22 protein-coding genes and 3 pseudogenes are annotated in these 26,776 nt (G+C 71.1%); 14 read left to right on the forward strand and 11 right to left on the reverse strand.

From position 1 onward, the window contains the following. Positions 1-97 precede the first annotated feature (97 nt). Positions 98-967: a dihydropteroate synthase gene (folP, locus tag O7632_RS29235; protein WP_278118993.1), complete on the forward strand. Its 870-nt coding sequence runs from the start codon at positions 98-100 to the stop codon at positions 965-967. Between the two features lie 29 nt (positions 968-996). Here folP and O7632_RS29240 read toward each other — a convergent pair whose 3' ends face one another. Further along, positions 997-1,374, reverse strand: coding sequence for an NADH-quinone oxidoreductase subunit A (locus O7632_RS29240; protein ID WP_278118994.1), 378 nt, complete (start codon positions 1,372-1,374; stop codon positions 997-999). Positions 1,375-1,655: 281 nt separating this feature from the next. On the opposite strand from O7632_RS29240, the gene O7632_RS29245 reads away from it, so the two are divergent. Both O7632_RS29245 and O7632_RS29250 read left to right on the forward strand, forming a co-directional pair. After that, complete coding sequence (locus tag O7632_RS29245; RefSeq protein ID WP_278118996.1) at positions 1,656-3,503, forward strand: 2-oxoacid:acceptor oxidoreductase subunit alpha; 1,848 nt, start codon at positions 1,656-1,658, stop codon at positions 3,501-3,503. After that, positions 3,496-4,560: a 2-oxoacid:ferredoxin oxidoreductase subunit beta gene (locus O7632_RS29250; RefSeq protein WP_278118998.1), complete on the forward strand. Its 1,065-nt coding sequence runs from the start codon at positions 3,496-3,498 to the stop codon at positions 4,558-4,560. The genes O7632_RS29245 and O7632_RS29250 overlap by 8 nt, the downstream gene beginning before the upstream one ends. Here O7632_RS29250 and O7632_RS29255 read toward each other — a convergent pair. Continuing rightward, entirely contained in the window at positions 4,553-5,572 is a 1,020-nt protein-coding gene (locus O7632_RS29255; protein ID WP_278118999.1) for a potassium channel family protein, read from the reverse strand. The two genes, O7632_RS29250 and O7632_RS29255, sit on opposite strands and share 8 nt — an antisense overlap. 221 nt (positions 5,573-5,793) lie before the next feature. On the opposite strand from O7632_RS29255, the gene O7632_RS29260 reads away from it, so the two are divergent. Both O7632_RS29260 and O7632_RS29265 read left to right on the forward strand, forming a co-directional pair. Continuing rightward, the gene (locus tag O7632_RS29260) at positions 5,794-6,126 is read left to right on the forward strand and encodes a hypothetical protein (RefSeq protein WP_278119001.1); all 333 of its coding nucleotides are present in this window, start codon (positions 5,794-5,796) and stop codon (positions 6,124-6,126) included. A 182-nt stretch (positions 6,127-6,308) separates the two neighbouring features. Beyond that, positions 6,309-6,839 (forward strand): phospholipase, encoded by a 531-nt coding sequence (locus O7632_RS29265; RefSeq protein WP_278119003.1) that lies wholly within the window; start codon positions 6,309-6,311, stop codon positions 6,837-6,839. 73 nt (positions 6,840-6,912) lie between these two features. Here the strand turns inward: O7632_RS29265 and O7632_RS29270 are convergent, their stop codons facing one another. Further along, complete coding sequence (locus O7632_RS29270; RefSeq protein WP_278119004.1) at positions 6,913-9,759, reverse strand: adenylate/guanylate cyclase domain-containing protein; 2,847 nt, start codon at positions 9,757-9,759, stop codon at positions 6,913-6,915. Between the two features lie 91 nt (positions 9,760-9,850). Beyond that, the gene (locus O7632_RS29275) at positions 9,851-10,078 is read right to left on the reverse strand and encodes a zinc ribbon domain-containing protein (protein WP_278119005.1); all 228 of its coding nucleotides are present in this window, start codon (positions 10,076-10,078) and stop codon (positions 9,851-9,853) included. A gap of 38 nt (positions 10,079-10,116) precedes the next feature. On the opposite strand from O7632_RS29275, the gene O7632_RS29280 reads away from it, so the two are divergent. Both O7632_RS29280 and O7632_RS29285 read left to right on the forward strand, forming a co-directional pair. Then, on the forward strand, positions 10,117-11,397 hold the full coding sequence (locus O7632_RS29280; RefSeq protein WP_278119007.1) for a lytic murein transglycosylase: 1,281 nt from the start codon (positions 10,117-10,119) through the stop codon (positions 11,395-11,397). A 73-nt stretch (positions 11,398-11,470) separates the two neighbouring features. After that, on the forward strand, positions 11,471-12,490 hold the full coding sequence (locus O7632_RS29285) for a GNAT family N-acetyltransferase (RefSeq protein ID WP_278120502.1): 1,020 nt from the start codon (positions 11,471-11,473) through the stop codon (positions 12,488-12,490). A 19-nt stretch (positions 12,491-12,509) separates the two neighbouring features. Here the strand turns inward: O7632_RS29285 and hemB are convergent, their stop codons facing one another. From hemB to O7632_RS29310, 5 genes and pseudogenes are all read right to left on the reverse strand, one after another. Continuing rightward, positions 12,510-13,493: a porphobilinogen synthase gene (gene hemB, locus O7632_RS29290; RefSeq protein ID WP_278119009.1), complete on the reverse strand. Its 984-nt coding sequence runs from the start codon at positions 13,491-13,493 to the stop codon at positions 12,510-12,512. Next, on the reverse strand, positions 13,490-15,070 hold the full coding sequence (locus O7632_RS29295) for a uroporphyrinogen-III synthase (protein WP_278119010.1): 1,581 nt from the start codon (positions 15,068-15,070) through the stop codon (positions 13,490-13,492). The genes hemB and O7632_RS29295 overlap by 4 nt, the downstream gene beginning before the upstream one ends. A gap of 118 nt (positions 15,071-15,188) precedes the next feature. Next, a pseudogene (gene hemC / locus O7632_RS29300) lies at positions 15,189-16,100 on the reverse strand (hydroxymethylbilane synthase); the annotation flags it as partial. After that, complete coding sequence (locus O7632_RS29305; protein ID WP_278119011.1) at positions 16,097-17,416, reverse strand: glutamyl-tRNA reductase; 1,320 nt, start codon at positions 17,414-17,416, stop codon at positions 16,097-16,099. The pseudogene hemC and the gene O7632_RS29305, both read right to left, overlap by 4 nt. A gap of 161 nt (positions 17,417-17,577) precedes the next feature. Next, positions 17,578-18,270 (reverse strand): annotated as a pseudogene (locus O7632_RS29310) (redox-sensing transcriptional repressor Rex); the annotation flags it as partial. A 346-nt stretch (positions 18,271-18,616) separates the two neighbouring features. Here O7632_RS29310 and O7632_RS29315 point away from each other — a divergent pair. Then, positions 18,617-19,915 carry a sensor histidine kinase gene (locus tag O7632_RS29315; protein ID WP_278119012.1) on the forward strand — a complete coding sequence of 433 codons (1,299 nt, stop codon included), beginning with the start codon at positions 18,617-18,619 and terminating at the stop codon, positions 19,913-19,915. A 25-nt stretch (positions 19,916-19,940) separates the two neighbouring features. After that, the gene (locus O7632_RS29320) at positions 19,941-20,585 is read left to right on the forward strand and encodes a response regulator transcription factor (protein WP_278119013.1); all 645 of its coding nucleotides are present in this window, start codon (positions 19,941-19,943) and stop codon (positions 20,583-20,585) included. Between the two features lie 57 nt (positions 20,586-20,642). On the opposite strand, the gene O7632_RS29325 is transcribed toward O7632_RS29320, so the two are convergent. Both O7632_RS29325 and O7632_RS29330 read right to left on the reverse strand, forming a co-directional pair. Next, complete coding sequence (locus O7632_RS29325; RefSeq protein ID WP_278119014.1) at positions 20,643-21,290, reverse strand: HAD hydrolase-like protein; 648 nt, start codon at positions 21,288-21,290, stop codon at positions 20,643-20,645. Positions 21,291-21,300: 10 nt separating this feature from the next. Then, the gene (locus O7632_RS29330; protein WP_278119016.1) at positions 21,301-21,552 is read right to left on the reverse strand and encodes a glutaredoxin family protein; all 252 of its coding nucleotides are present in this window, start codon (positions 21,550-21,552) and stop codon (positions 21,301-21,303) included. 285 nt (positions 21,553-21,837) lie between these two features. Here O7632_RS29330 and O7632_RS29335 point away from each other — a divergent pair, with 285 nt between their 5' ends. The 5 genes and pseudogenes from O7632_RS29335 to O7632_RS29355 all read left to right on the forward strand — a co-directional run bounded on the left by O7632_RS29335 (position 21,838) and on the right by O7632_RS29355 (position 26,763). Beyond that, a complete protein-coding gene (locus O7632_RS29335) occupies positions 21,838-22,008 on the forward strand; it encodes a hypothetical protein (protein WP_278119017.1) in 171 nt (56 codons plus the stop codon). Positions 22,009-22,136: 128 nt separating this feature from the next. After that, positions 22,137-22,964 (forward strand): ECF subfamily RNA polymerase sigma factor, BldN family, encoded by an 828-nt coding sequence (locus tag O7632_RS29340; RefSeq protein ID WP_278120504.1) that lies wholly within the window; start codon positions 22,137-22,139, stop codon positions 22,962-22,964. Positions 22,965-23,206: 242 nt separating this feature from the next. Beyond that, a pseudogene (locus O7632_RS29345) lies at positions 23,207-24,100 on the forward strand (DUF5667 domain-containing protein); the annotation flags it as partial. Between the two features lie 489 nt (positions 24,101-24,589). Beyond that, entirely contained in the window at positions 24,590-25,489 is a 900-nt protein-coding gene (locus O7632_RS29350; protein ID WP_278119019.1) for an HAD-IB family hydrolase, read from the forward strand. 107 nt (positions 25,490-25,596) lie between these two features. Further along, positions 25,597-26,763, forward strand: coding sequence for a hypothetical protein (locus O7632_RS29355; RefSeq protein ID WP_278119020.1), 1,167 nt, complete (start codon positions 25,597-25,599; stop codon positions 26,761-26,763). The last annotated feature ends 13 nt before the right edge of the window (positions 26,764-26,776 follow it).

Here is a 26,776-nt window from a genome sequence, read left to right on the forward strand (position 1 = left end):
GCCGTACCGGCGGGCCGGGCAGGATCGGGCGGTCGGCCCGGCGGCCGGGTGCGGATCCGCACGTTAATCTCGGGAGCCGACGAACGGAAGGTACGTGATGGCAGGCGCGCTACGGCTGGGGCCGCGCATCTTCGCCCCCGGGGAACTCGCCGTGATGGCGATCGTCAACCGTACGCCCGATTCGTTCTTCGACCGGGGCGCGACCTTCGCGGCGGACGCCGCGTTGCGCGCGGTCGGGCAGGCGGTCGCCGAGGGTGCCGACATCGTCGACATCGGCGGGGTGAAGGCCGGGCCCGGCGTGGTCGTGGACGTCGCCGAGGAAATCGACCGTACGGTCGGCACGATCGCGGCGGTCCGGGCGGCCTTCCCCGACCTGGTCATCTCGATCGACACCTGGCGGGCGGAGGTCGCCCGGGAGGCGGTGGCCGCCGGTGCCGACCTGCTCAACGACACCTGGGCCGGAGCCGACCCGCGACTCGCGCAGGTCGCGGCGGCGACCGGGACCGGGTTGATCTGCTCGCACACCGGGGGCACCACGCCGCGTACCCGTCCGCACCGGGCCGCTTTCGACGACGTCGTCGCCGATGTGCTGCGGACAGTCACCACGCTCGCCGAGCGGGCCACCCGGCTCGGGGTGCGCCCGGACGGGATCCTGATCGATCCGGCGCACGACTTCGGCAAGAACACCCGGCACTCGCTGGAGGTGACCCGCCGGTTGGGTGAGCTGGTCGAGACGGGGTGGCCGGTGCTCGTCGCGGTCTCCAACAAGGATTTCATCGGCGAGACGCTCGACCTGCCGGTGGATCAACGCCTCGAAGGGACCCTCGCCGCCACCGCCGTATCGGCGTGGCTGGGCGCCCGGGTGTTCCGGGCCCATCAGGTGGCGGCGACCCGGCGGGCGCTGGACATGGTGGCCGCGATCCGAGGTGACCGCCAACCGGCGGTGTCCCGCCGGGCCCTGGCCTGACCGCGCGCACTGCCGCAGTCTGACCGCGCTCAGGTCCAGCGCAGGACGTTCTTGCGCCAGGCGTAGAGGATGCCCAGGGCGAGCACCCCGACGAAGATCCCCATCTCGGCGAGGGTGACCAGGCCGAACCCGGGCCGGTCGAAGATCACCGCCCAGGGAAAGAGGAAGACCGCCTCCACCGCGAACAGGACGTAGAGGAAGGCGTAGACGTAGTAGCGGATCTGCGCTTGGGCCCAGTCGCCGCCGACCGGATCGAGCCCGCACTCGTAGCTCGCCCGCTTACCCGGTGGGTCGGCCGGGCGTGCCGGACGCACCAGCCGGTTCGCGCCGTACGCGACCGCGAAGAACCCGACGCTCACCATCAACAGCAGCCCGAGCGTCGCGTACGAGCCCAGGTAGCCGGTCACGCCGGTCAGCTTATCGTCTCGGTCCTCTCGTCTCGGTCCTCCGGCCGGGGTGATTCGAGTCCCACCGGGCGGACCCGAGCCGGGGATCCACCCCGATCCGACGTAGGCTTTCAGGAAGATGTGGCGTGGACCGGTGGCCGGTACGGTTGCCGCCGGTACGGTTGCCGCCGGTACGGCGATCGCAGCACCCACCGCGCGGCGGCTCCCCCGCACCGGCGGCCGCCGCACGAGCGGGTCACCGGGATCCGCACCGCCAGCAGAACACGAGGAGGTCAGCTCACGTGGCCAAGCAGGTCCGTCAACTGGATCGGGTGGTCATCCGTTTCGCTGGCGACTCCGGTGACGGAATGCAGCTGACCGGCGACCGGTTCACCTCGGAGACCGCGCAACTCGGCAACGACATCTCGACCTTGCCGAACTTCCCGGCCGAGATCCGCGCACCGGCCGGCACCCTCCCCGGCGTGTCCAGCTTCCAGGTGCACTTCGCCGACTACGACATCCTCACCCCCGGTGACTCGCCGAACGTCCTGGTCGCGATGAACCCGGCGGCGTTGAAGGCCAACCTCGGCGACCTGCCACGCGGGGCGGACATCATCGTCAACACCGACGAGTTCACCCGGCGCAACCTGGCCAAGGTCGGCTACGCGGCCAGCCCGCTGGAGGACGGCTCGCTCGACGCGTACGCCGTACACCCGGTGGCGTTGACCTCGATGACGATCGGCGCGTTGGCCGAGCTCGACGTCTCGAAGAAGGACGCCGAGCGGGCCAAGAACATGTTCGCGCTGGGTCTGCTCTCGTGGATGTACTCGCGGCCGTACGAGTCCACCATCCGGTTCCTGGAGCGCAAGTTCGCCAAGCGCCCGGAGCTGGTCGCGGCAAACATCGCCGCGTTCAAGGCCGGCTGGAACTTCGGCGAGACGACCGAGGACTTCTCGGTCCGCTACGAGGTCAACCCGGCCCGGATGCGGCCGGGCACCTATCGCAACATCACCGGCAACGCGGCGCTGTCGCTGGGTCTGGTGGCCGCCGGCGTCCGGGCCAAGCTGCCCGTCTTCCTGGGTGCCTACCCGATCACCCCGGCCTCGGACATCCTGCACGAGTTGAGCAAGCACAAGCGCTTCGGTGTCGTCACGATGCAGGCCGAGGACGAGATCGCCGCGATCGGTGCGGCGCTTGGCGCGTCGTACGGCGGTGCGCTCGGCGTGACCACGACGTCCGGCCCGGGGGTGGCGCTCAAGGGCGAGACGATCTCGCTCGCGGTCGCGCTCGAACTGCCGCTGGTGGTCGTGGACGTGCAGCGCGCCGGACCGTCGACCGGCATGCCGACCAAGACCGAGCAGGCCGACCTCAACATGGCCCTGTTCGGCCGCCACGGCGAGGCACCGGTCGCGGTGATCGCTCCGCGCTCGCCGTCGGACTGCTTCCACGCGGCGATCGAGGCGGCCCGGATCGCGTTGACCTACCGCACGCCGGTGCTGCTGTTGTCAGACAACTACGTGGCCAACGGTTCGGAGCCATGGCTGCTGCCCGACGTCGATTCCCTGCCCGACCTGCGGGTCGAGTTCGCCACCGCGCCGAACGGCCCGGACGGCAAGGCCTTCCTGCCGTACCTGCGCGATCCGCAGACGCTGGCCCGGCCCTGGGCCATCCCGGGTACGCCCGGCCTGGAGCACCGGATCGGCGGCTTGGAGAAGGCCGACAAGACCGGCGACATCTCGTACGATCCGGCCAACCACGACTTCATGGTGCGCACGCGGGCGGCGCGGATCGAGGCGATCCCGGTGCCGGACGTCGAGGTCGAGGACCCGGACGGCGACGCCCGTACGCTGGTGCTGGGCTGGGGTTCGACGTACGGGCCGATCGGTGCCGCCTGCCGGACGCTGCGTCAGCGTGGCCTGTCGGTGGCGCAGGCCCATCTGCGGCACCTGGCTCCGTTGCCGGCCAACCTGGGCGACGTGTTGCGCTCCTACGACCGGGTGGTGATCCCGGAGATGAACCTGGGCCAGTTGGCGCACGTGATCCGGGCCCGTTACCTGGTCGACGCGATCGGATACAACCAGGTCCGTGGCCTGCCGTTCACCGCCACCGAGCTGGAGACCATGCTGGAAGAGGTCGTCAAGAATGTCTGAGTCCGCACCGAACGGACGCGCCGGCGGTACGCCGGTGGCGCTCAAGCTCACCGCCAAGGACTTCAAGTCCGACCAGGAGGTGCGCTGGTGCCCTGGCTGCGGTGACTACGCGATCCTCGCCGCCGTCCAGTCGTTCATGCCGGAGTTGAACATCCCTCGGGAACGGACCGTCTTCGTCTCCGGCATCGGCTGCTCCTCGCGGTTCCCGTACTACATGAACACGTACGGGATGCACTCGATCCACGGTCGGGCCCCGGCGATCGCCACCGGCCTGTCGGTCTCCCGGCCGGATCTGTCGGTGTGGGTGGTCACCGGTGATGGTGACGCGCTGTCGATCGGCGGCAACCATCTGATCCACGCGCTGCGCCGCAACGTCAACCTGAAGATCCTGCTGTTCAACAACCGGATCTACGGTCTGACCAAGGGGCAGTACTCGCCGACGTCCGAGCTCGGCAAGATCACCAAGTCGACGCCGGTCGGGTCGGCCGACTCGCCGTTCAACCCGCTGTCGCTGGCGTTGGGCGCCGAGGCGACGTTCGTCGCCCGGACGATCGACTCCGACCGTAAGCACCTGCAGTCGGTGCTGCGGGCGGCCGCCGAGCACTCCGGTTCGGCGTTCGTGGAGATCTACCAGAACTGCAACATCTTCAACGACGGCGCGTTCGAGCAGCTCAAGGAGCCGGCCACCCGGGACGACTACCTGATCCGGCTCGAACACGGGCAGCCGATCACGTTCGGCGCGCAGAGCCAGTTCTGCGTGGTGCACCCGCCCGGCGGTTTCGGGCTGGAGGTCCGCCCGACCGACTCGGTGCCGGCCGAGCAGATCGTCGTACACGACGCGACGGTCAGCGAGCCGGCGTACGCGTTCGCGCTGTCCCGGCTGCCGGGTGAGGATCTGCGGAACACCCCGATCGGAGTGTTCCGTCAGGTGCGGCGGCCGAGCTACGACAGCCTCATCCAGGGACAGGTGAGCCAGGCGGTGGCCTCGGCGGACGGTACGCCGGAGGAGCAGCTCGCCGGGCTGCTGCGCAGCGGGGATACCTGGTCGATCAGCTGATCGACGTCGGACCCACCGGGTTACGGTCGTCGCGCACGTAGACCAGCAGGTCTCCGGTCTCCACCTCGACGCTGCCCGGATCGGCGAGCGACACCACCCGGCCGCGCCGGATCAGCGCGATCACCAGCGGCTCCAACTGCCGTGGTGAGAGTCCGACCTCCTCGCGGTTGGCCGAGCGCATCGCCAACGCCATGCCCTGACCCGGGGTGAGCAGGTCCTCGACGACGTCGATCAGCGGCGGTGCCGACGTGGACAGACCGAGCAGCCGGCCGGCGGTGGCGGACGAGACGATGACGTGGTGCGCGCCGCTCTGCTTGAGCAGCGGGGCGTTCTCCGCTTCTCGCGCGGCGGCGATGATCCGGACCTTGCCGGCGGTCAGCTGCCGGGCGGTGAGGGTGACCAGGACCGAGGCGTCGTCGCTGTCCGTGGCGATGATCACCGCTTTGGCGTTCTTCACGTGCGCCTCGGCCAGCACCGACGAGCGGGTCGCCGATCCTTCGATGGCGACCAGGCCGGCGGCGGTGGCCTGCCGTAGGGCGATGCCGCTCTTCTCGACCACCACGATGTGCTGCTTGTCGAAGCCGTTTTCCAACAGGGCCGACACCGCGCTGCGGCCTTTGGTGCCGTAGCCGCAGATGATGACGTGGTCCTTCACGTTCTTTCTCCAGCGGCTCAACCGGAGACTGGTCCGGTACTGCTCGGTCAGCACCTCGAGGGTGGTACCGACCAGGATGATCAGGAACACCACCCGGGCGGGGGTGATGACGAGGACGTTGACCAGCCGGGCGGCGTCGGTGACCGGCGCGATGTCGCCGTACCCGGTGGTGGAGAGGCTGACCACAGCGTAGTAGAAGCAGTCGAGCAGCGAGACATCGTCGCCGTTGGCGTCCCGGTAGCCCTCCCGGTCGGCGTAGACGACGCCGACCACCCCGAACACCAGTGCGACCGCGGCCGCGAGGCGCACGCTCAGGGCCTTCAACGGCCCCTGACGTACGGCGGGAAAGTGAATCACCGCCGGTTCGACCTCGCTTTCATGTCCCCGTTCACGCCCACAACATAGCTGTTTGCCGGGCATCCGCCGGCTCGGCCCGGCCAACCTGACCGGTTCCGCCCCCGCGACGGAAAGCCCAACCGATTTCCACGCCTCAAATCTTGCTTAGAGACATTGCATCGGGACTGAGAGTTGTTGATGCTCTCCGGCGAGTCGCCCAACCGCCAGTCCCGGAGCCGCCAGTGAACCCGCCACGCCAGACCGCCCTTGCCCGCCAGACCGCCATTGCCCCTCAGACCGCCGTTGCCCCCCAGACCGCCGTTGCCCGTCCGACCACCATTGCGGATATCGCACCAGGCACCGTGCTGCGGCTCCGAAAGGAGGACTGGAAGTACGGCGGGCAGAACTTGCTCCTCCAGGTGGAACAGCTGCGACCCGACCTGTCGACCTACTACGACGACCAGTGGATATGGATCATCGGCCGATCGCTCGGGTCGGACGGCACCGGCCAGGAGCGAGTGATCGCACTGGTGCGGGTCGACGCTCTGCCAGCGGCGACCTCGGCGGCCCGGTGACCGGCCGCGACCGTCGATGGGCGAGCCGAGGCGGTACGTCTGTTTACGCACCCGTCGACAAAGCACCGGGCACACTAAAGATCGATGACAGATGATTCGATGAGACTGGGGACACGCTTGTGACCCACCGGTAACAAGCTGGCCCGACGCCCTACCACGGACCGTCCCCGGAGGTAACCGCGATGCCCCGTCGCCTGATCACCCTGCTCACCGCCGGACTACTCGGCATGGTCGCCGCCGTCACCGTCAGCGGCCCGGCGGCCGCCGTACCAGCCGACAAGCCAGCCGTGCTGTCGAGCTGGACCCAGACGAGCGCGAGCAGCTACAACGCATGGAACTCGGCCCGCGCCAACCAGGCCGCCTGGGCGGCGTACCGGTTCGACTGGTCGACCGACTACTGCTCGTCGAGCCCCGACAACCCCTTCGGGTTCGACTTCCGGCTCTCCTGCCACCGGCACGACTTCGGTTACCGCAACTACAAGGCCGCCGGGCAGTTCTCCGCGAACAAGGCCCGCGTGGACAGCGCCTTCTACGAGGATCTCAAGCGAGTCTGCGCCCGCTACGGCGGAGCCTCGAACGCGGCGTGTCTGAGTCTCGCCTGGACCTACTACCAGGCGGTACGGATCTTCGGCGCGCCCATCGTCGATCAGGCCGATCTGGACCGGGCGGCGCGCCTGCGCGCCGCCGGGCCGCAACTGGCCGGCTCGGTGTGACCCGCGCCGGCTGACCGGTAGCGACCAGCGACGCCCGGTCGGTACCGTCGTGCCCGGCCCGGGACGGACCACCTCATCCCGCGCCGGGCACTCCGCCCTCGCCCCGAACCGGCACTCCGCCGTCGCCCCGGACCGGCGCGCCACGGCCCTCGACGAGCCTGCCTGACGCCGACCCGCCGGCGAACCAGCGGACACCCGAGGCGAGATCCGGATGCTCCACCGCCAACGCCACCGCCGCCGCCTCCACCAGACTCATCCGACTGCCCTGGGCGTACCCGTCGTCGAAGGCCCGGTCACCGATCACCGACCGAACCCTGGCCTGCTCCGACGCCCAGTAGGGACCGAACATGCCGGCCGTGCTGCGCAGCGCCGAACGGGTGGCCTGCGCCGCGCCGAACAGTCGGGCGGCGGCCAGCGGATCGCCACCGAGCGCACAGCGCACCGCCATCGCGTTCAAGGTGTCGCAGGCGCGACGGTGGAAGCCGTACCGCATCCGGGACCGCAACGCGACCACCAGATGGTCGTGGGCGGCGACCAGGTCCCGCCGGGCCAGCGCCACCATGCCGAGCAGCATGTCGACGGTCCGCCGGCCACGTTCGGCCGGTCGGGCGGCCTCGGCCGGCCGGGCCGCGGCCAACAACTCGGCCGCCTCGTCCAGCGCGCCCCGATGGCAGAGCAACTCGGCGAGACTGTAGACGGCGAAGATCGCGTCGCCGGCCGTACCGTTGGCCGCCGCCCAGTCGATCACCTCCCGGCAGACCTGCTCGGCCTCGGCCAGCTGGCCGAGATCGATGAGGGAGGCCCCGCGGCCGGCCAACACCCGGGTCAGCAGGCCGGCGTCGCCGACCTGCCGGGCGACCGCCTCGGCGCGGTGCGAAAACCGCAGCTCCTCGCCGAACTCGCCGTCCGCGCCAGCGTGCTGCGAGTGCATGTGGTACGCCGCCGCCAGCTCGGCCTGCGGAACCAGCTCACCGGTCTCGGCGATCCGGCCGTACAACCGGAACAGCCACAGCCGTCCCTCCCGGGCCAGGCCGCGCTCGCGCCACCACTGGTCGAGCCCGCTGGCCAACTGCAGGCCCCGCCGCGCGCTACCGCCGGTGGCGCTCCACCGCAGCGCCGCCCGCAGCTCGTCGGCGAGGGGATCGAGGGCGTACAGCGACAGGGTCACCGGCTGGCCGTCCGGACCGAGGTACGCCCGTTGCAGCGCGTGCAGCGCCCAGTCCACGTGCCGACCCCGGGCGGCCTGTTCCTCCCCCGCCTCGGCCAGCCGGCGGGCGGCGTACGCCCGGATCGGATCCAGCATCCGATAGCTGGTACCGCCGCCGGCCGGTTCCGCCTGGATCATCGACTTGTCGACCAGCACGGCCAGCGGACCGAGCGGATCGTCGTCCAACAGCCATTCCACGGTGCCCAGGTCGACCGGGCCGGCGAAGACCGACAACCAGCGCAGCAGCCGGGCCGCCCGGGGAGCCAACGTCCGGTACGACCAGGTGACGGTCGCCTGCAACGTACCGTGTCGGCGGGCAGCCGTCGGGTCACCGCCGTCCCGGCCCGTGTCGCGGCTGTCCCGGCCCACGTCCCGGCTGTCGCCCCGATCGCCGTCAAGCACACCGAGCACGTCGTCGAGTCGTTCGACGAGTTGCTCGACGGAGAGCACCCGCAATCGGGCGGCGGCCAGCTCGATCGCCAACGGCAGGCCGTCCAGCCGGGCGGCCACCCGTTGCAGCTGCGCCGATTCGGCATGACCCGGACGCTGTCCACCACGCGCCGCGATGGTCCGGTCCAGCAGCAGCGCGACCGCGTCACTGGGAGCACCATCCGGCTCCGGCTCGGCCGACAGTGGCGGAATCCGCCAGACCACCTCACCTGGAACGCCGAGCGGCTCCCGGCTCGTGGCCAGCACCCGTACACCGGGCCCGCCCGCCAGTAGCCGCGTGATCACCTCGGCGCACGGTGCCAGCTGGGCATCGCAGGTGTCGAGGACCAACAGCAACTGGCGGGCGGCGGCGTACTCGACGACCGTGTCGAGGATCGGCCGTCCCGGCTCCGGTCGCAGCCCGAACACGGCGGCGATCGCGAAGACGACCAGGCCCGGATCGGTGACCGTGGCGACATCGACGAACCAGACTCCGTCCGGATGCCGGCCCTGCGGAGCGGCGGCGACTGCGGCCACTTCGATCGCCAACCGGGTCTTGCCGGCACCGCCCGCGCCGACCACCGTCACCAGCCGGTGCCCGGTGACCAGCTCGTCCAGTTCCCGCCGCTCGGCCTGTCGGCCGATGAAGGAGCTGATCTGACCGGGCAGGTTGTGGGTGGTGGCGTCGGCCGTACGGGGCCGTGGGAAGTGGCGTTCCAGTCCTGGCCCGATCAGCTGGAACAGTCGCTCCCGGTCGTCGAACCCACGCAGCCGGTGCAGTCCGAGGTCGAGGAGGGACACCGTGGCCGGCAGTGGATCGGCCGCCCGTGCGGTGGCCGCCGAGCAGAGCACCTGGCCGCCGTGGGCAGCGGCGGCGATCCGGGCGGCACGGTGGACCTCGGGGCTGGCGTACTCACCGCCGATCGGCTCGGCATGCCCGGTGTGCAGGCCCATCCGGACCCGGGGTACGGCCTCGGGCACCGGCCACTCGTGTGCGGCCAGCGCCCGTTGGGCGCGCAGGCACGCGTCCAGCGCGGCGGACGCGTCGGCGAACGCGACGAAGAACGAATCCCCCTCGGTGAACAGCTCGGTGCCTTCGCTGCTGGACAGGATCCGCCGCACCAACCGCCGGTGGTCGCTGAGCACCGGGCGGTAGTCGGGGCCCAGCAGCCGGGCGAGTCTGGTGGACCCTTCGATGTCGGTGAACATGAAGGTGACCAGACCACTCGGCAGAGCATTCGGTGCCGACACCCGTGGAACCTCCGCCCCGCTGGGAAGTCGCATTCATGCTGCCGCAGATCCGCGAACCGGCGTATCGGTGAAATGGTCGGAGCTGATCGCGGCACTGTCCGGACAGGTCAGCTCGGGACGCCGGTCAGCACCCGCAGCCGCCGCCGCAGCAACCACCGCCGCCGGTGGGCGGCGCCACCGGCATCGCGCTTGCCGCGCCCGGGCCGCGCCCGGTGAGCGCGACGGTGGAGAGCAGCTTGACCGTGTCGGAGTGGCCCTGCGGACAGGACGCCGGTGCGCTGGCCTCGATCATCGGACGGTTGACCTCGAAGGTGTCGCCGCAGGCGCGACAGCGAAATTCGTACCGGGGCATAGGAACAGGGTACGGCGGGAACCAGCGACGCCGGGTGGATGGGTAATACTCGAGGCATGGTCGAAGACGGGGCAGGTACGCCGGCGACATACCCGCTGCGGCCGGCCGCGCCCGCCAACGCCGGCGGGTCGACCACCAGCGGCCCCGGATCGACCGCTGACGCGACGGTCCCGACGACCGCTCCCGGCGACACCGGGTCGACCGCCGACGCGACGCCTCCCGTTCCGCCCACGGACGCGCCCCGACCTGGCCGACCGGCCGCTGCTCCCGCCCCGCCCACGGACGCGCCCCGACCTGGCCGACCGGCCGCTGCTCCCGCCCCGCCCACGGACGCGCCCCCGTCCGTCGGTGACTCCTCGGCCGCCGTCGTCGGCCGGCACCGTCGGGAGAACGCGCCGTTCGCCGGCGGCCGGGTCGGCCGGTTCCATCCTCGTCGCCTCCGCCCCACCCGGCAGGGCGTACGTCGGGTCGTCCACTCCGCCCAGGCCTGGTCGCGTCGACCAGCCGGCCGGCTGATCGTGCCCGGTGTGCTGATGCTCAGCTTGATCGCCGGCACCGGAACGGCGGGAGCGGTACTTGTCCCCGCGACCGCTGGCAGCCCCGTCCCGACCGCCGCACCGACGACGGCCGTACCGCGCCCGACCGCCGTACCGCAGCCGCCGACGGGCACCGATCCGGATCTGGTGGACCCCTTCGACGGTGAGCCGAACGGCCTGCCCGACGACGGACTCGATCCCGGTGACCAACGGCCCGCCTCGGTGCTGGCCGGCTGGGCCGCGCAGACCGGCGGCCGGTTGGGGATCCCGCCGGTCGCGATGGAGGCCTACGGCTACGCCGAACTCGTGCTCGCCAACACCTCGCCGAACTGCCGGCTGACGTGGACGACGGTGGCCGCGATCGGGATGATCGAGTCCACCCACGGGACCGCCAACGGCTCCAGATTGGACACGTCCGGACGGGCGAATCCGCCGATCGTCGGGCTTCCGCTGGACGGAGCGGGTGGACGGCAACGGATCGCCGATACCGATCGGGGCACGCTCGACAATGACCTGGCGTACGACCGCGCGGTAGGCCCAATGCAGTTCATCCCGACCACGTGGGAGGAATTCGCGGTGGACGCCGACAACGACGGGGTCGCCGATCCACAAGATATCGATGACGCCAGCCTCGCCGCCGCTAACTACTTGTGTCGAAACGGACGCGATCTGTCTACAGCCGAGGATTGGTGGAGTGCCATCCTTTCGTACAACAACGTCCAGCCGTACGCGCAGGCTGTCTTCGACACGGCCAACGAGTACGGCGTCCTCAGCCGTACTTAACGCAATCACATCGGCACGATTTCTCGGCCGAGCACTTCCGCAACAGGCGAGTTGACGGCAAGCTAGACAAGTGATGGTGCGCGAGTGGGACCCTCGAACCGCGTCGTCCGCCGAGATCTCCTCTCTGCTGGACTGTCTCAACCAGGTATTCCGGACGGACCTCCCGGGCGATCCGCTGTGGCGGCCGAACTACCTGCGGGAATACCTGACCGAGACGATGCCCGGGTCACGCCGCGTCTGTTGGCTGGCCGAGGAGCCGGCCGCCGACGGGTCCCCCCGCATCGTCGGCCACGTCAACGTACTACTGATCGGCGACATCGGCGTCCTGGAGGTCCTGGTCCATCCGGAGGTCCGCCGGACCGGGTTGGGCCGGCAACTGCTCGCGTTGGCCGTCCGCCGCGCCTATCACGAAGGCTTCAGCTCGGTCGGGGTCGAGGTGATCGGCGGAACGTCCGCCATCGAGTTCTACGGATCCCTCGGCTTCGACCGGGAGTTCCGCGAGATCCGCAGCGTCCTGCGGCTTTCCACCGTCGACTGGGCGGCGATCGACAAGATGGCCGGTGACGCCGAGCCGGGCTACCGGGTCGAGTTCTTCCCCGGCGGCCCGCCGGACGAGCTGATCGACGCGTACGCGCAGGCCAAGGCCGAGCAGCGGGTCCTGGAAGAAGCCGGCGAGCTGGACCTGCGGCCGAGTTCCTACGAGCCGGAGCGGTTGCGGGAGAGCCTGGACTGTCTGCACCGCCGGGGCATGAAACCGTACATCGTGCTGGCCATCCACGCCGCCACCGGCGAGGTCGCCGGACTGACCGAGGTCGTCGTCCCGGCCCAGCACCCCACGCGGGCCGACCAGTACGACACCATCGTGGTACGGGCGCACCGGGGACGCGGCATCGACCGGGCGATCAAAGCCCGGATGCTGCTGGAACTGCGCTCCGCCGAGCCGGAGCTGGCCGAGGTGCAGACCTGGAACGCCGAGGGCAACGAGACGATGCTCCGGGTCAACTCGGAGATCGGCTTCCAACCGGATCGGGACTGGTGGGACTGCGGCGCGGACATCGCCACCTTGCTGCGCCGCCTGGAGGCGAAGGGCTGACAGCGGGTCCGCTACCGGATCAGTCCAGTTCCCTCAGCGCGTGGGCGGCCTCGACCGCCCAGTAGGTGAGGATGATCTGCGCGCCGGCGCGCCGGATGGCGGTGAGCGACTCCATGATCACCCGATCCCGTTCCACCCAGCCGTTCGCCGCCGCCGCCTCGACCATGGCGTACTCGCCGGAGACCTGGTAGGCCGCGACCGGCACCTGCACCAAATCCCGGACGGCCGAGAGCACGTCCAGGTAGGGCAACGCCGGCTTGACCATCACCACGTCCGCGCCTTCGGCGACGTCGAGCTCGACCTCCCGCAACGACTCCCGCACGTTCGCCGGATCCTGCTGATAGGTACGCCGGTCACCGACCAGCGCGGACTCCACGGCGTCCCGGAACGGACCGTAGAACGACGAGGCGTACTTGACGGCGTAGGCCAGCAGGGCGGTGTCGGTGTGCCCGGCAGCGTCCAGCGCCTGCCGGATCACCCCGATCTGGCCGTCCATCATCCCGGACGGGCCCAGCATGCCGGCTCCGGCGTCCGCCTGGGCGACCGCCATCTCGGCGTACGCGGCGACGGTGGCGTCGTTGTCGACCGACCCGTCGGCGGCGAGCAGCCCACAGTGCCCGTGCGAGGTGAACTCGTCCAGGCAGAGGTCGCTCATCACCACCGTGACGTCACCGACCTCGGCGACCACGTCCCGGATGGCGACGTTGAGGATGCCGTCCGGGTCGAGGCCGCCGGATCCGGTAGCGTCCCGGCTGGCCGGCACCCCGAACAGCATGATCCCGCCGACGCCGGCCCGGACCGCCTCGGCGGCGGCCTTACGCAGCGACTCCCGCGAATGCTGGACCACACCGGGCAGCGAGGCGATCGGCCGGGGCTCGGCGAGCCCTTCCTTGACGAACATCGGTAGGACGAGTTCGGCCGGGGCCAGCCGGGTCTCCGACACCAACCGCCGCAGGGCGGCCGTACGGCGCAGCCGGCGCGGCCGGATCCGTGGGTACGTCATCGGAAGCGCAGCGCGGTCGGGCCCTGCACCTTGGATCCACGGCGCTGCTTGGCCGGCATCGCGACCAGCTTCTCCCGCAGTTCCACCGCGTACCCGGCGAGCGCCTCCACCAGATCCGGCACCGAGGCGTGCGACGGCTGCACGTCGACCCGCAGTCCGAACTCGGTGGCGGTCTCCGAGGTCTTCGGGCCGATCACCGCCACGACGGTCCGCGCGTGCGGCTTGCCGGCGATGCCGACCAGGTTGCGGACGGTGGAGGAAGAGGTGAACAGCACCGCGTCGAATCCGCCGGACTTGATCGCGTCACGGATCTCGGCCGGCGGCGGAGCGGCCCGGACGGTCCGGTAGGCGGTGACGTCGTCGACCTCCCAGCCCCGTTCGGTCAGTCCGGCGGCGAGCGTCTCGGTGGCGATGTCGGCGCGAGGCAGCAGCACCCGACCGACCGGATCGAGGATCTCGTCGTGCGGGGAGAACTCCGCCAGCAGGCCCTCCGAGGACTGCTCGCCGGCCGGCACCAGTTCCGGCTGGATGCCGAACGCCCGGACGGCGTCGGCGGTGGCCTCACCGATGCAGGCGATCTTGACCCCGCCGAAGTGCCGGGCGTCCAGGCCGTGCTCGGCGAACTTCTCCCAGACGGCGCGGACGGCGTTGACCGAGGTGAACACCACCCAGGCGTAGCGGCCGTCGACCAGGCCCTTGACCGCCCGTTCCATCTGCGCCGGGGTACGCGGTGGCTCCACCGCGATGGTCGGCACCTCGCACGGGATCGCGCCGTAGGCGCGCAGCTGGGCGCTCATCACCCCGGCCTGTTCCTTGGTCCGGGGAACGAGCACCTTCCAGCCGTACAGCGGACGGTTCTCCCACCAGCTGAGCTTGTCCCGCTCGGCGACGCCCGCACCGAGGGTGAGGACGACCCGGCCGGTGAAGCCGAGCGCGGCGGCGACGAAGCTGTCCACGGTAGACGAGGTGGTGTACTGCGTCTCCCCGGTACCGTCACCGGTGACCGCGACGGCGGTGGCACCGGACACCCCGGCGGCCAGCAGTCCGTCGCGGATCGCGGCGAGTTCACCGGCGTCCACCGCGAGGGCGAGCGAACCACGGCCGACCGCGCCGGCGAGGGCGTCGAAGTCCAGGCCGGCCGCGTCGTCGACGTCGGCCACCGTACGGACGCCGGGCAGCGGCACGCCCGCGTAGCTGGCCACTCCCTCGGCCTGGCTCACGCCGGGCACCACCTCGAACGGCACCGCGGTCCGGGCGACCGCCTGCACCTCGGTGACCACCGCCAGATGACCGAACGGGTCACCGGTGACCAGCCGCACCGCGGCCTGCCCGGACCGGGCCGCCGAGATCAGCACCTTGGCGACGTCGCCCGGAGCGCCCTCGGCCGGGCTCAACTGGGTGTCCGCCTTCGCGTTGGCGCGCACGACGGAGAGCAACGTCTCCGGAACACCACGGTCATACACCACCTGGTCGGCCTCGACCAGGGCGTCGTGCGCCCGGCGGGTCAGCAGGCCGGGGTCGCCGGGGCCAGCCCCGACGAACGCGATGTGGCCGGCGAGCTTACGGGTGCGAGTCATCTATGCTCCCCATGTTCTGGGTTGTCGCGCCGGACGGAAAAGGCGCTGAAGGTCGCTGGGTCACGACGCCGGCAGGCGCGGAACCCGGAAGTAGTGGGCCACCGGACGCAGCTCCCGGAAGGATGCTGTCGGCACCAGCGTCGAGCAACTCGGCGGCGAGTGCCTTGCCGATCTCCGCGGCGCCGGCCGGCGGACCGGTGCGGGACAGCCGGACCTCCCGGAGACCGTCCGGGCTGATCACCGCCCCGCGCAGGTAGATCTCGTCGCCGTCGTCCCCCTCGGCGACTTCGGCGTACGCCGCGACCGGTGCGCTGCACCCGGCCTCCAGCGTCGCCAACAACGACCGTTCCGCGGTGACCGCGGCCCGAGTCGGTGCGTGATCGAGCACGCTCAGCAACTCGACCAGGTCGGTGTCCTCGGCCCGGCACTCCACCGCCAGGGCACCCTGGGCAGGCGCCGGCAGCATCAGCATCGGGTCGAGCGTCTCGGTGATCTCGTCGGCCCGGCCCAGCCGGACCAGGCCGGCCCGCGCGAGGACGACCGCGTCGAGATCGGCGCGTGGCCCCCGTACCCGGCCGATCCGGGTGTCCACGTTGCCCCGGATCGGGATGACCGTGAACTGGCGGCCCAGGGCGTGCAGTTGGGCGATCCGGCGCAGCGCGCCGGTGCCGATGGTGGCCCCGGGTGACAACTCGGCGAGCATCCGGCCGTCGCGGGTGAGCAGGGCGTCGCGGGGGTCCTCACGGGCCGGGACCGCGGCCACCTGCAGCCCCACCGGGCCGGCGGTCGGCAGATCCTTGTACGAGTGGACCGCCAGGTCGATCCGACGGGCCGTCAGCGCGTCACGCAACGCCGACACGAACACGCCGACCCCGAGCGTGGCCACCGGCGCCGTGGACCGGTCGCCGGCGGTCACGATCTCGACCAGGTCGACCCGCCGTCCGGTCGCGGCCCGCAGCGCGTCGGCGACCCTGCCCGACTGGGCCAGGGCGAGCGCGCTGCCCCGGGTGCCCAGCCGCAGGGCGGTCACCGGTCACCGTCCAGGTCCGGCACCGACGCCACGTCGGCGCTGTTCGGTACGTCGAGATCGAACAGCCGGCGCAGCAGTTCGGTGTACTGGTCGCCGCCCGGCTCGGCGGCGAGCTGACGCACCCGTACGGTCGGCGAGTGCAGCAGCCGTCGCACCACCCGGTGCACCGTGTGCGCGACCTCGGCCCGTTGCGCGTCGGTGAGATCCGGGTTGCGCTGGGCCAGCCGGCGCAGCTCGGCGCCGACCACGTCGTCGGCCCGGCCGCGCAGCGCGGCCACGGTGGGGGCCACCTCGGTCCCCCGCATCCAGGTGCAGAAGGCGTCGACCTCGGCGGCGACGATCTGGTTGACGGCGGCGGTGTCCACCGCCGCCGGCTCGTCGGTGAGCGCTCCGGCCAGCGCGTCGATGTCGATCACCGCCACGCCGGGCAGCTCCCCGGCGGCCGGCTCGACGTCCCGGGGTACGGCCAGGTCCAGCAGGACCAGCGGGCCGGTCCGGTCGGCGGGACGCCGGCGCAGCACGTCGGCGACGGCGGCCCGGGTGAGCACCGGTTCGGCCGACGCGGTGGCGCTGATCACCAGGTCGACGCCGGCGAGGGTCCGTTTCAGTTCGGCGTACGGCACCGCGTCGGCGCCGTAGGTGCCGGCGAGTCGGACCGCCCGGTCGTCCCGGCGGTTGGCCACCATGATCGGGCCGACGCCGAGCCGCGCGAGCGTGGCCACCGCCAGCGCGCCCATCGCCCCGGCCCCCAACACCAGCACCGGCCGGCCGGCCAGGCCGCCGGGGAGCAGGTCCGCGCCCACCCGCAGTGCCGCGCTGACCACGCTCTGCCCGGCCCGGTCGATGCCGGTTTCGGCGTGTGCCCGCTTGCCGACCCGCAGCGCCTGCTGCATGAGTTCGTGCAGCAGGCGGCCGGTGGTGTCGGCTTCGTTCGCGGCGTGGTAGGCGTCCCGTAGCTGACCGAGGATCTGCGCCTCGCCGACGACCATCGAGTCGAGTCCGGCGGCCACCCGGAAGGCGTGTTCGACCGCCGCCTGACCGTGATGCACGTAGAGGTGCTCGGCCAGGTCGTTGGGCGCTCTGCCGGCACGCTCGGCGAGGACGCCGCAGATGTCGGCGAGACCGCCGTGGAAGCCGGTGACGGCGGCGTAGACCTCGACCCGGTTGCAGGTGGACAGAACAACGGCAGCGCCCACGTAAGGCTGGGCCATCAGCCGGCTCAGGATCTCGGCCAGGTCTGCCGGGGCGACCGCGAGTCGTTCCAAGGTGGCGACCGGCGTGGTCCGGTAGGACGCGCCGACGACGAGAAGGTTCATGAACCGACCGCCTCCGCAGGGCCGGCGGGCAGCGTCCCGCCACCGCGACGAAGTCGGGTCGCCGTCGGCGCATCGGCGGTGGCCGGGAAGCCGCCACCCTCGGTGAGTGCGGTGCCGTCGAGTGCGGTCGTGGTCGGCAGCACTGTGCCGTCGCGCCCGCCGGGCAGCGCGGTCAGCGCGGACTTGCGGTGCTCGTGGAACGACAGGATCTGCAGCTCGATCGCCAGGTCGACCTTGCGGACGTCGACGCCGTCGGGAACGGCGAGTACGCAGGGGGCGAAGTTGAGGATGCTGGTGACACCGGCGGCCACCAGTTGGTCGGCGACCTGCTGCGCGGCGATCGCCGGGGTGGCGATCACGCCGATGGCGATCGACTCTTCGGCGGCGACCTGCGGCAGTTCGGTGATGTGTCGGACGACCAGACCGTTGATCTGCTCACCCACCCGGGTGGTGTCGGCGTCGAACAACGCGGCGATTCGGAATCCCCGGCTGGCGAACCCGGCGTAGCCGGCGAGCGCGTGGCCGAGGTTTCCCACGCCGACCAGGGCGACCGCCCGTCGGTGGGTGAGCCCCAACACGTACTCGATCTGTTCGATCAGCAGGGCGATGTCGTAGCCGACGCCGCGGGTGCCGTACGAGCCGAGATGAGACAGGTCCTTGCGCAGTTTCGCGGAGTTGACCCCGGCGGCGGTGGCGAGTCCTTCGCTGGAGACGGTCTCGTGGCCGGCCTCGGCGAGGGCGTGCAGGGAGCGCAGGTACTCAGGAAGTCGGGCGACCGTTGCCTCAGGGAGGTCCGGCAGCGCCGGACCGGCGTCGATCCGGCCGGACACGCCTGGTTGGCGGTGCTGACTCATGTGTCTCCGTGCGGTGCGATCATGGACCCGCCAGATCCGGCCGGTCATACCGGTGCCCCCTGTGGCGACCGCCGTCACCAGTTGTGCTATCAGGGCTCGTGAGGGTTACAGCGTAGGCGCTTGTGAAGGCGTGCACAAATCGCGATCTTGATAGACCGGCGTGGAACGACCCAGTTCGAAGGGTCTGTCGCCGCGCCGCACCCCGGACAACGGCCAACAGGTTGATTATCCCCCAATTCTGCCTTTTCTGTCGGCACGGCGCGCGCGGGCGGTAGGGCCAGCCTCACCCGGCATCGGCACGTCGGCCGTACTGACCCGACGGCCACCCGCGCTCTAGCGTCAACCCATGACCAGCACCGCGACCGCCCGAGCCGGCACGCCGACCGCGTCCGGCATGATCACCCGCCGACTCGGCAGCGACTCGGTGTTCGTGCTCACCGGGCTGCCACTGGCCCTGGCCAACTTCGTGGTCAGCGTCGTCGGACTCGCGCTCGGGTTGGGCCTGCTGGTGACCGTGATCGGCCTACCGATCCTGAGCGGGGCGCTGCACGCCGCCCGGACCTTCGCCGATGTCGAGCGTCGCCGGATCGCCCCGGTGCTCGACACCCCGCAGGTGCAGCCCCGATATCGCGCCGTCGGCCCCGAGGCCGGCGCCTGGCGGCGGATCATGGTGCCCGTCCTGGAACCGCAGTCCTGGCTCGACCTGGCCTTCGGCATGCTGCGTCTGCCGGTGACGCTGATCGCCGTACCGGTGACGCTGGCCTGGTGGGTCGGTGCCGCCGCCGGTTCGCTCTACTGGCTCTACGACTGGCTGCTGCCGGTCGGGCAGGGCGATGGACTGGCGCCGCTGCTCGGCCTCGGCGACGCTCCGGCCGCCCGGATCGCGCTGCACACCGCCATCGGACTGTTCTTCCTGATCACCCTGCCGATCGTGGTTCGCGGTTGTGCCCTGCTCCAGGCGTGGTTCGCCCGTGGTCTGCTCACCGGCGTCGCCGAGATGCACGACCGGATCACGACGTTGGAGGAGCAGCGGCAGGCCGCCGTCTCCGCCGAGGCGATCGCCCTGCGGCGGCTGGAGCGCGACATCCATGACGGTCCTCAGCAACGGCTGGTCCGACTCGCCATGGATCTCGGTCGGGCCAGGGAACAGTTGACGATCGACCCGGAGGCCGCCGGCCGTACCCTGGACGAGGCGTTGAGCCAGACCAGGGAGACCCTCAACGAGCTCCGTACCCTCTCCCGGGGGATCGCGCCGCCGATCCTGGTCGACCGTGGCCTGCCCAGCGCGATCGCTGCCCTGGCCGGCCGAGGGGTGATCCCGGTCGATCTCGCCGTCGACGCGCACCTCGGCACCGCTGCCGGCCGGCCCGCCGCAGGAGTGGAGAGCAGCGTCTACTTCCTCGTCGCCGAGGCACTGACCAACATCGCCAAGCACAGCGGGGCCACCACCTGCTCGGTCACTGTCCGCCAGGACGGCGACCGGTTGATCGTGACGGTGAGCGACGACGGGGTCGGCGGGGCGCACGTCGCCAAGGGGCACGGGCTCGCCGGCATCGCCGACCGGGTTCGCGCACACGGCGGCACGCTCGTCGTCACCAGCCCGGCCGGCGGCGGCACCGCGATCCACGCCGAACTACCGATGTGACGGGCTGATGGTAGACATGGCACCCATGCGGGTAGTGATCGCGGACGACGCGGTGCTCCTTCGGGAAGGCCTGGTCCGTCTGCTCACCGAACACGGCCACCATGTATCGGCCGCGGTCGGCGACGGGCCGTCCCTGGTGGCGGCGGTCGTCGAGCACCGACCGGACGTCTCGATCGTCGATGTCCGGATGCCGCCGTCGCACACCGACGAAGGACTCCGCGCGGCGGTCGAGGCCCGCCGCCTGGTGCCCGGAACACCGGTCCTGATGCTGTCCCAGTACGTGGAGGTCTCCTACGCCGACGACCTGCTGGCCGATCGGGCCGGCGCGGTGGGCTACCTACTCAAGGACCGGGTCGCCGCGATCGCGGAATTCCTGGACTTGCTCGGACGGGTGGCCGCCGGCGGCACCGTGCTCGATCCGGAGGTGGTCAGCCAACTGCTGGTACGGCGCCGTCGCGACGATCCGCTCCGCGATCTGACGCCCCGCGAGCGCGAGGTGCTCGGGCTGATGGCCGAGGGCCGCTCGAACAGCGCCATCGCCCGCCTGTTGGTGGTCAGCGACGGCGCGGTCGAAAAGCACGTGCACAACATCTTCTGCAAGTTGCAGCTGCCGCCTGACACCGAGCAGCACCGGCGGGTGCTGGCCGTCCTCGCCTATCTGCGGAGCTGAGCGCGCTCACCCGCGACGCCGGCCGCTCGGCCCACGAGGGCCGGCCGCTCGCGGTGGTCAGCGGTACGCGGCCAGCCGTACGGCCTCGGTGAGGCTCTCCGCGACCGGCACGCCACGGGCCCGCAGCCGTTCTGAGTCGGTGATACCGCCGGTGTAGAGAACGCACCCGGCACCGACCTCGTCGGCCGCGTCGGCGTCGTCGAGCGTGTCGCCGATCAGAACGGTCTCGACGGGGTCGACGCCCAGTTCGGCGAGGTGCCGGCGCAGGTGACTGGCCTTGCGGTCACCGCCGACTGCGGCCCGCAGCCCGTCGATGCGCCGGAAGGTCGGCGTCAACCCGTAGGTCTCCACCAGCGGCACGAGTTCGTCGTGGAACCACATGGACAGCAGCGATTGAGTTCCTGACCAGCTCCGCAACGCCCGTTCGGCGTCGGCGGCGAGTGCGCAGGTGGTCAGCCCGGCTCGGTACGCGTCGTGAAATATCTGGTCGAGCCGGCCGAACTCCTCGGCGTCCACGATGCGGCCGAGCACCTGGGCGTAATAGTCGGCGACGGGACGCCGGAACGCGACCCGGTGTTGTTCGGAGGTGAGCACCGGTCCGTCGACCGTGGCCATCGCGTGGTTGGTCGAGGTGACCACCAGCGCCAGGTCGTTGAGCAGAGTGCCGTTCCAGTCCCAGACGAGATGGGTGTGCGCCGCGACCACGTCCAGCAGCCTACCGGCCGGCGCGCCGCAGGTCGTCGAGGAGCCGCTGCTCCTCGACCCGCCAGTAACCGTGTTCGCGGCCGTCGAGCAGGACGACCGGGAGCCGTTCGCCATAGTCGCGCTCCAAGGCGATATCAGCGCTGACATCCCATTCGACCCATTGATCACCAGTCTGCAGCGCCACCCGCTCCAGTGCCTCGCGGGCCACCTCGCAGAGGTGACAACCCGGACGGGTGATCAAGGTCAGTCGAGGCTCGCCCATAGTCTCCCCAGCATGCATCCACGCGACGCGAGTCGAATATCCTACGCCACCTTGGACCACCAGGCCAAAGGCGACACGCAGGACGCCACCTACGGCTTACCGACAATCGTTGCGTCAGGTAACCGACAGCGGACAGCGTGTGCGACGCACTCACCCTGCCTGCGGAAATACTTCGTCGCTGTGTAACGGACTCCACACGCGTGGGTGACGTTGGCCCTATTATCGCCATGGGTCGGCTCACCCGTTTTGCCGTGAGTCGCCACCCCTGCGCCCGAGGAGGCCGCTGTGCCCGTTGACGCACCGCATCAGCACCTCAGGGAGGTGTGTCGGGTGGTGGCGGCGCACGTCGCCATCCCGACAGACCGTGCCGGTGACGGCACCCATCCCACCGAGCCTGGTGCCCGTGCCATCCACCCGGCCGGGTCGCCACGGGCACGAATGGAGGACGCCCAGTGAGTGTCTACTCCCATCTCCCGCACCAGCCGGCGAGCCGGCAGGTGCACGCTGCCCGGATCGCGTTGACCGACGGACTGGAACTGTTACGCGATTCGATACGACGACAGCTCCGCGTCTCGATGCACGACATGCTCAGCATCACGATGCGGGGCGACGGCGGCACCAAACGGGCCAACCAGCGGCCCCAACCGAACGAGGCGCCGGTCCGGCCCCAGCCGAACGGCAACACCACCCCGCTGGGGGCCGGGGTGGCCACTCCGACCCGACCCACCATGCCGACCCAGCCGGGCGGCAACGACGCCGAGACCACGATCCTGCCGGTCATCCCGGATCAGGGCACCCGGTCCGGCGCACCACCAGGTCGGTACCCGGACCGTCCGGATCCGTCCGATCCGGCCCGCGAGGTCTGGGCGCTCGTCGAGCGAGCCCAGGCCGGCGAAACGGAGGCCTTCGGACTAATTTACGACCGGTACGTGGACACGGTCTTCCGGTTCATCTACTTCCGGGTCGGCAACCGGCAACTCGCCGAGGACCTGACCTCCGACACGTTCCTGCGCGCCCTCAAGCGCATCGGCAGTTTCACCTGGCAGGGCCGTGATCTCGGGGCCTGGCTGGTGACGATCGCCCGCAACCTGGTGGCCGACCACTTCAAGTCCGGTCGCTACCGGCTGGAAGTTACTACCGGTGACGTTATGGACGCGGAGCGCGAGGATCGCGGACCGGAGGGTAGCCCGGAAGCCGCAGTCGTCGACCACATCACCAACGTGGCTCTGCTCACCGCCGTCAAGCAACTCAACCCCGAGCAGCAGGAATGCATCGTTCTCCGTTTCCTCCAAGGCTTTTCGGTCGCCGAGACCGCCCGGGCGATGGGCAAGAACGAGGGTGCGATCAAGGCATTGCAGTACCGGGCGGTACGGGCGTTGGCCCGGCTGCTGCCCGACGGATTCCACGGGTGAGCGGACCGTACCGACACGTGTCGCCGGTCACGCTTGGTGATGGATTCTGCCCACCGACCCGTAACCCAACTGATGACTCAGCCGTTTCTTGTGGTGCGACCAGTGGCGCCGTCGATCGGCCAGTCACCGGACGGCGAGCCAGGGCACGTGCGGGTCACCTCCCCAGCGACTCTGGCCGCGGTCGCACCGACAGCGGCGACACCCGTCGCTGAAGCAGTGATCTGCGAAGGGAGGTGTCCGCGATGAGCAAACCCGATCTCTTTCGCCGCCGCCGCGCCGAACGATTCGCACGACTCCTCGACCGGGACGACGGCGGTGGGCGCCACCACGCCCGCGACCCGATGGACGACGACCTGGTCGCGCTCACGGCGCTCGGACGCCACATGTCCGAACTGCCACCGTCGACCGGTGCCCCGGATCCCGAGTTCCGGACCCACCTGCGCGCGGTGCTCATCGCGACCGCCGAGCGAGACGGTATCGGCGCTACCGCGATCGCCCCGAACGGCGTGGCGGCGCGGCCGACCCGTCCGGCGGGATCCACCCGCCGCGCCGCCGGCGTCCTGACCGGAAGCGGCGCGGGACGGGTCCGTACCCGGGCCGCCATCATCGCCACGGTCGCCGCCGGCGCCATCACCGTCTCCGGGATGTCCGCCGCCACCGAGCAGGCCCTGCCGGGCGACACCCTGTACGCGATGAAACGGTCGACCGAACGCGCCCAGCTCGCACTGGCCCACTCCGACCTCTCCCGGGGCCAACTCTTCCTCGGGTTCGCCGAGGTACGAATGGCCGAAGCGGTCACGGTGCACGACGATCCGGCCGCGCTGCGGGCCGTGCTCGACGACATGGACGGGCAGACCCGGCAAGGAGTCCAGCTGCTCGCTTCGGCCGCCACCCAACGCGGTGACCGCCTGCCGCTGGACGCGATCGACGCCTTCGTCGAGCAACAACGAACGGCGCTACGACAGCTCACCACCACCGGCGGAACCGCCAGTCTCGACCGGATCACCGAGTCGCTGGAACTCCTGGAGGCGATCCGCCACCGCACCCGGGCCCTGCGGGACGGCCTGACCTGCTCGGTGCCCGCGATCACCAACTCCGACGCGCTCGGTCCGCTACCGGCCGCCTGCGTGACCGGCGACCAGCAGGACGAAGCTCGCGAACAGCAGCCGACCGGACAATCCTCGCCGACGCCGGCCGGTGAGGCGGCGGCACCACCGGACACCACGGATGTCCCGCCGGCCCCGGTCGGCGTCGCCGACGGCGTACCCGCCGAAGTGCCCACCCACCCGGCGGCGAGTCCCGGCCGGCCGACCCTGGCCGAGCCGAACGTCGGCAGCGCCGAACCCGCCCTGCCGTACACCCCCCGCCCGCCGGTCAAGGACAACCCTGCCGGCATCCCGTGACCAAGCCCGTGAGTGCCGCCTCAAGCAGGGGCGACGGCCTGATCCGGTGACCGGTGCGGCGCGGCCGCACACCGCCGATCCGATTCCGGGGCTTCTGACGACACGGTCAGAAGCCCCGAACCACGTCACCCGCCGGTTAGTCTCGGCGGGGAGGCGGCCGAGCACCGGTCTCGCGGGGGCCGGAGCGCGGACCGCGCGGGACAGCGGCCGGAACGCGGATCGATGCCGCCGGAAGGAGTTCTTGCCGTGACCCGCACTCGAAGGGTGACCATCAGCACCGACACCGCCGGCCACACCACCGGCTGGGCGGCGACCGGTCTGGACGCCGCGCCGAGCGAGCCGGTCGAGCCCGGTGCCGCAGCCTTCTTCGATCTCGACAACACGATGCTGCGCGGGGCGTCGATCTACTGGCTGGCCCGTGGCCTCGCGGCCCGCAACTACTTCACCACCAGTGATCTCGCGCGATTCGCCTGGCGGCAGGCGCGGTTCCGGCTGCTCGCCACCGAGCACGCCGCCGATATGTCGCACGCCCGCGAAGCGGCACTGGCGTTCGTCGCCGGTTGGCGGGTCGACGACGTCGAACGGCTCACCGAGGAAATTTTCGACGAACTGATGGCCCACCGGATCTGGCCCGGCAGCCGGGCCCTGGCTGAGACGCATCTCGACGCCGGCCAGCGGGTGTGGTTGGTGACCGCCGCCCCGGTGGAGATCGGCCGGATCTTCGCCCACCGGCTCGGGCTCACCGGCGCGATCGGCACCGTCGCCGAAGTGATCGACGGCGCGTACACCGGACGGCTGGTCGGTGAGCTGATGCACGGACCCGCGAAAGCGGAGGCCGTCGGCCAGCTCGCCGCCGTCGAAGGCCTCGAACTGGCCAGGTGCAGCGCCTACAGCGACTCCGCCAACGACATCCCGATGCTGTCGTCGGTCGGGCACCCCATCGCCGTCAACCCGGACAGCGCGCTACGCCGACACGCTCGGGAGCGCGGCTGGGAGATCCACGACTTCCGGACCGGTCGCAAGGCCGCCCGGATCGCGGTACCGTCGACGGTCGCCGCCGGCTTCCTGGCCGGGGCGGTGACGGCGGGCCTGGCGATGCGCCGTCGCTGGACGGCCGGTTGACGTCGCCGGACGGCCGGTTGACGTCGCCGGACGGCCGGTCGACGTCGCCGCCGACGAGCCAGGCACCCCGCCACCACGTCGACGTCTCGACAGGAAAGGTCATCGGTGTGACGGTCACCGCACGCCCGGCACCACCGCCAGAGGCGACCATTCGCCCGCCGGGCCGTCATCGGCGGGCACGTCGATGGCACCTGGCTGGTCTGGTCGCCGCGCTCGCGGCCGCCGTCCTCCTGGTCGGGCTGCCGCAGGTCGGGCCGACCACGTCGGCGGAGCCGGATCGGCTGCGGACCCTCGCCGAGATCTGGCCCGACGCCGAGATCATCGAGCTGCCAGCCAACCTGACGGACGGGCCGGCGTACAGCCCGATGCTGTTCCTGGACGGCGCGACCTCGGTGGGCACCGCGCCGAGCCCGGACGGCACGGCGCTGCGCCTGGTGATCCGCCAGCCCGACGGAGCGATCCGCGAGCTACGCCGGCTGCCACTCGCCACGACCCCCCAGTACGGCGGATTCACCGTCGACGGGTCGACGCTGGCCTGGTCGGAGTCGGTGGCCGACGAAGCAGGTCGGGGCCGCACCGAGATGTGGGCGGTCGAATGGGACGGCGCGGCGGCACCCCGGCGGCTCACCACCGACACCGGCGACGTGGTCTTCTTCAATTCCCAGTACGACATGGTGATCGACACCGGGCGGCTGTACTGGGTGGCGGTGGCTCCGGATCCGGAGCCGGCCACCGAGCTGCGGTCGGTGACCTTGGCCGGCGGCGAGGTGACGGTCCGTACCGAGCCGGGTGCCTGGGCGCTGTCGGCCTGGCCGAAGATGGTCAGCGCGGGCAGCGGCGAGACCGGGCCGATCCGGGTACGGGACCTCGACCAGCGGCGGATCCTCGACGTCCCGGCGGGTCCCACCGAGCTGGTCACCTGCGGTCCCACCTGGTGTCGAGTGCTGGTGCTGGCGGCTGACGGGCCGGGCCGGATCGACCTGATGCGGCCGGACGGCAGCGATCGACGACGCATTGGTGACGGTACGGTGACCGCCAGCACGATCGACGTCGCGGTACTCGACCGGTTCGAGGTGTTGTCCCTGTCCTCCGCCCCGACGGCGTTGACCAGCAGCCAGCAGCTGCTCGTCTACGACCTGGAGCGCGACGAGCCGATCGTGGTGGCGGACGAGGTGGGCATGGTGCTCTGCCGTGGTGGGGTGCTGTGGTGGTCGACCGGTGACAACGAGACGACCTCCTGGCAGGTGTTGGACCTGCGTACGCTGCTGAGCTGAGCCGCGATCGGCC

This window comes from Solwaraspora sp. WMMD406 (genome assembly GCF_029626025.1).
Lineage (GTDB): Bacteria > Actinomycetota > Actinomycetes > Mycobacteriales > Micromonosporaceae > Micromonospora_E.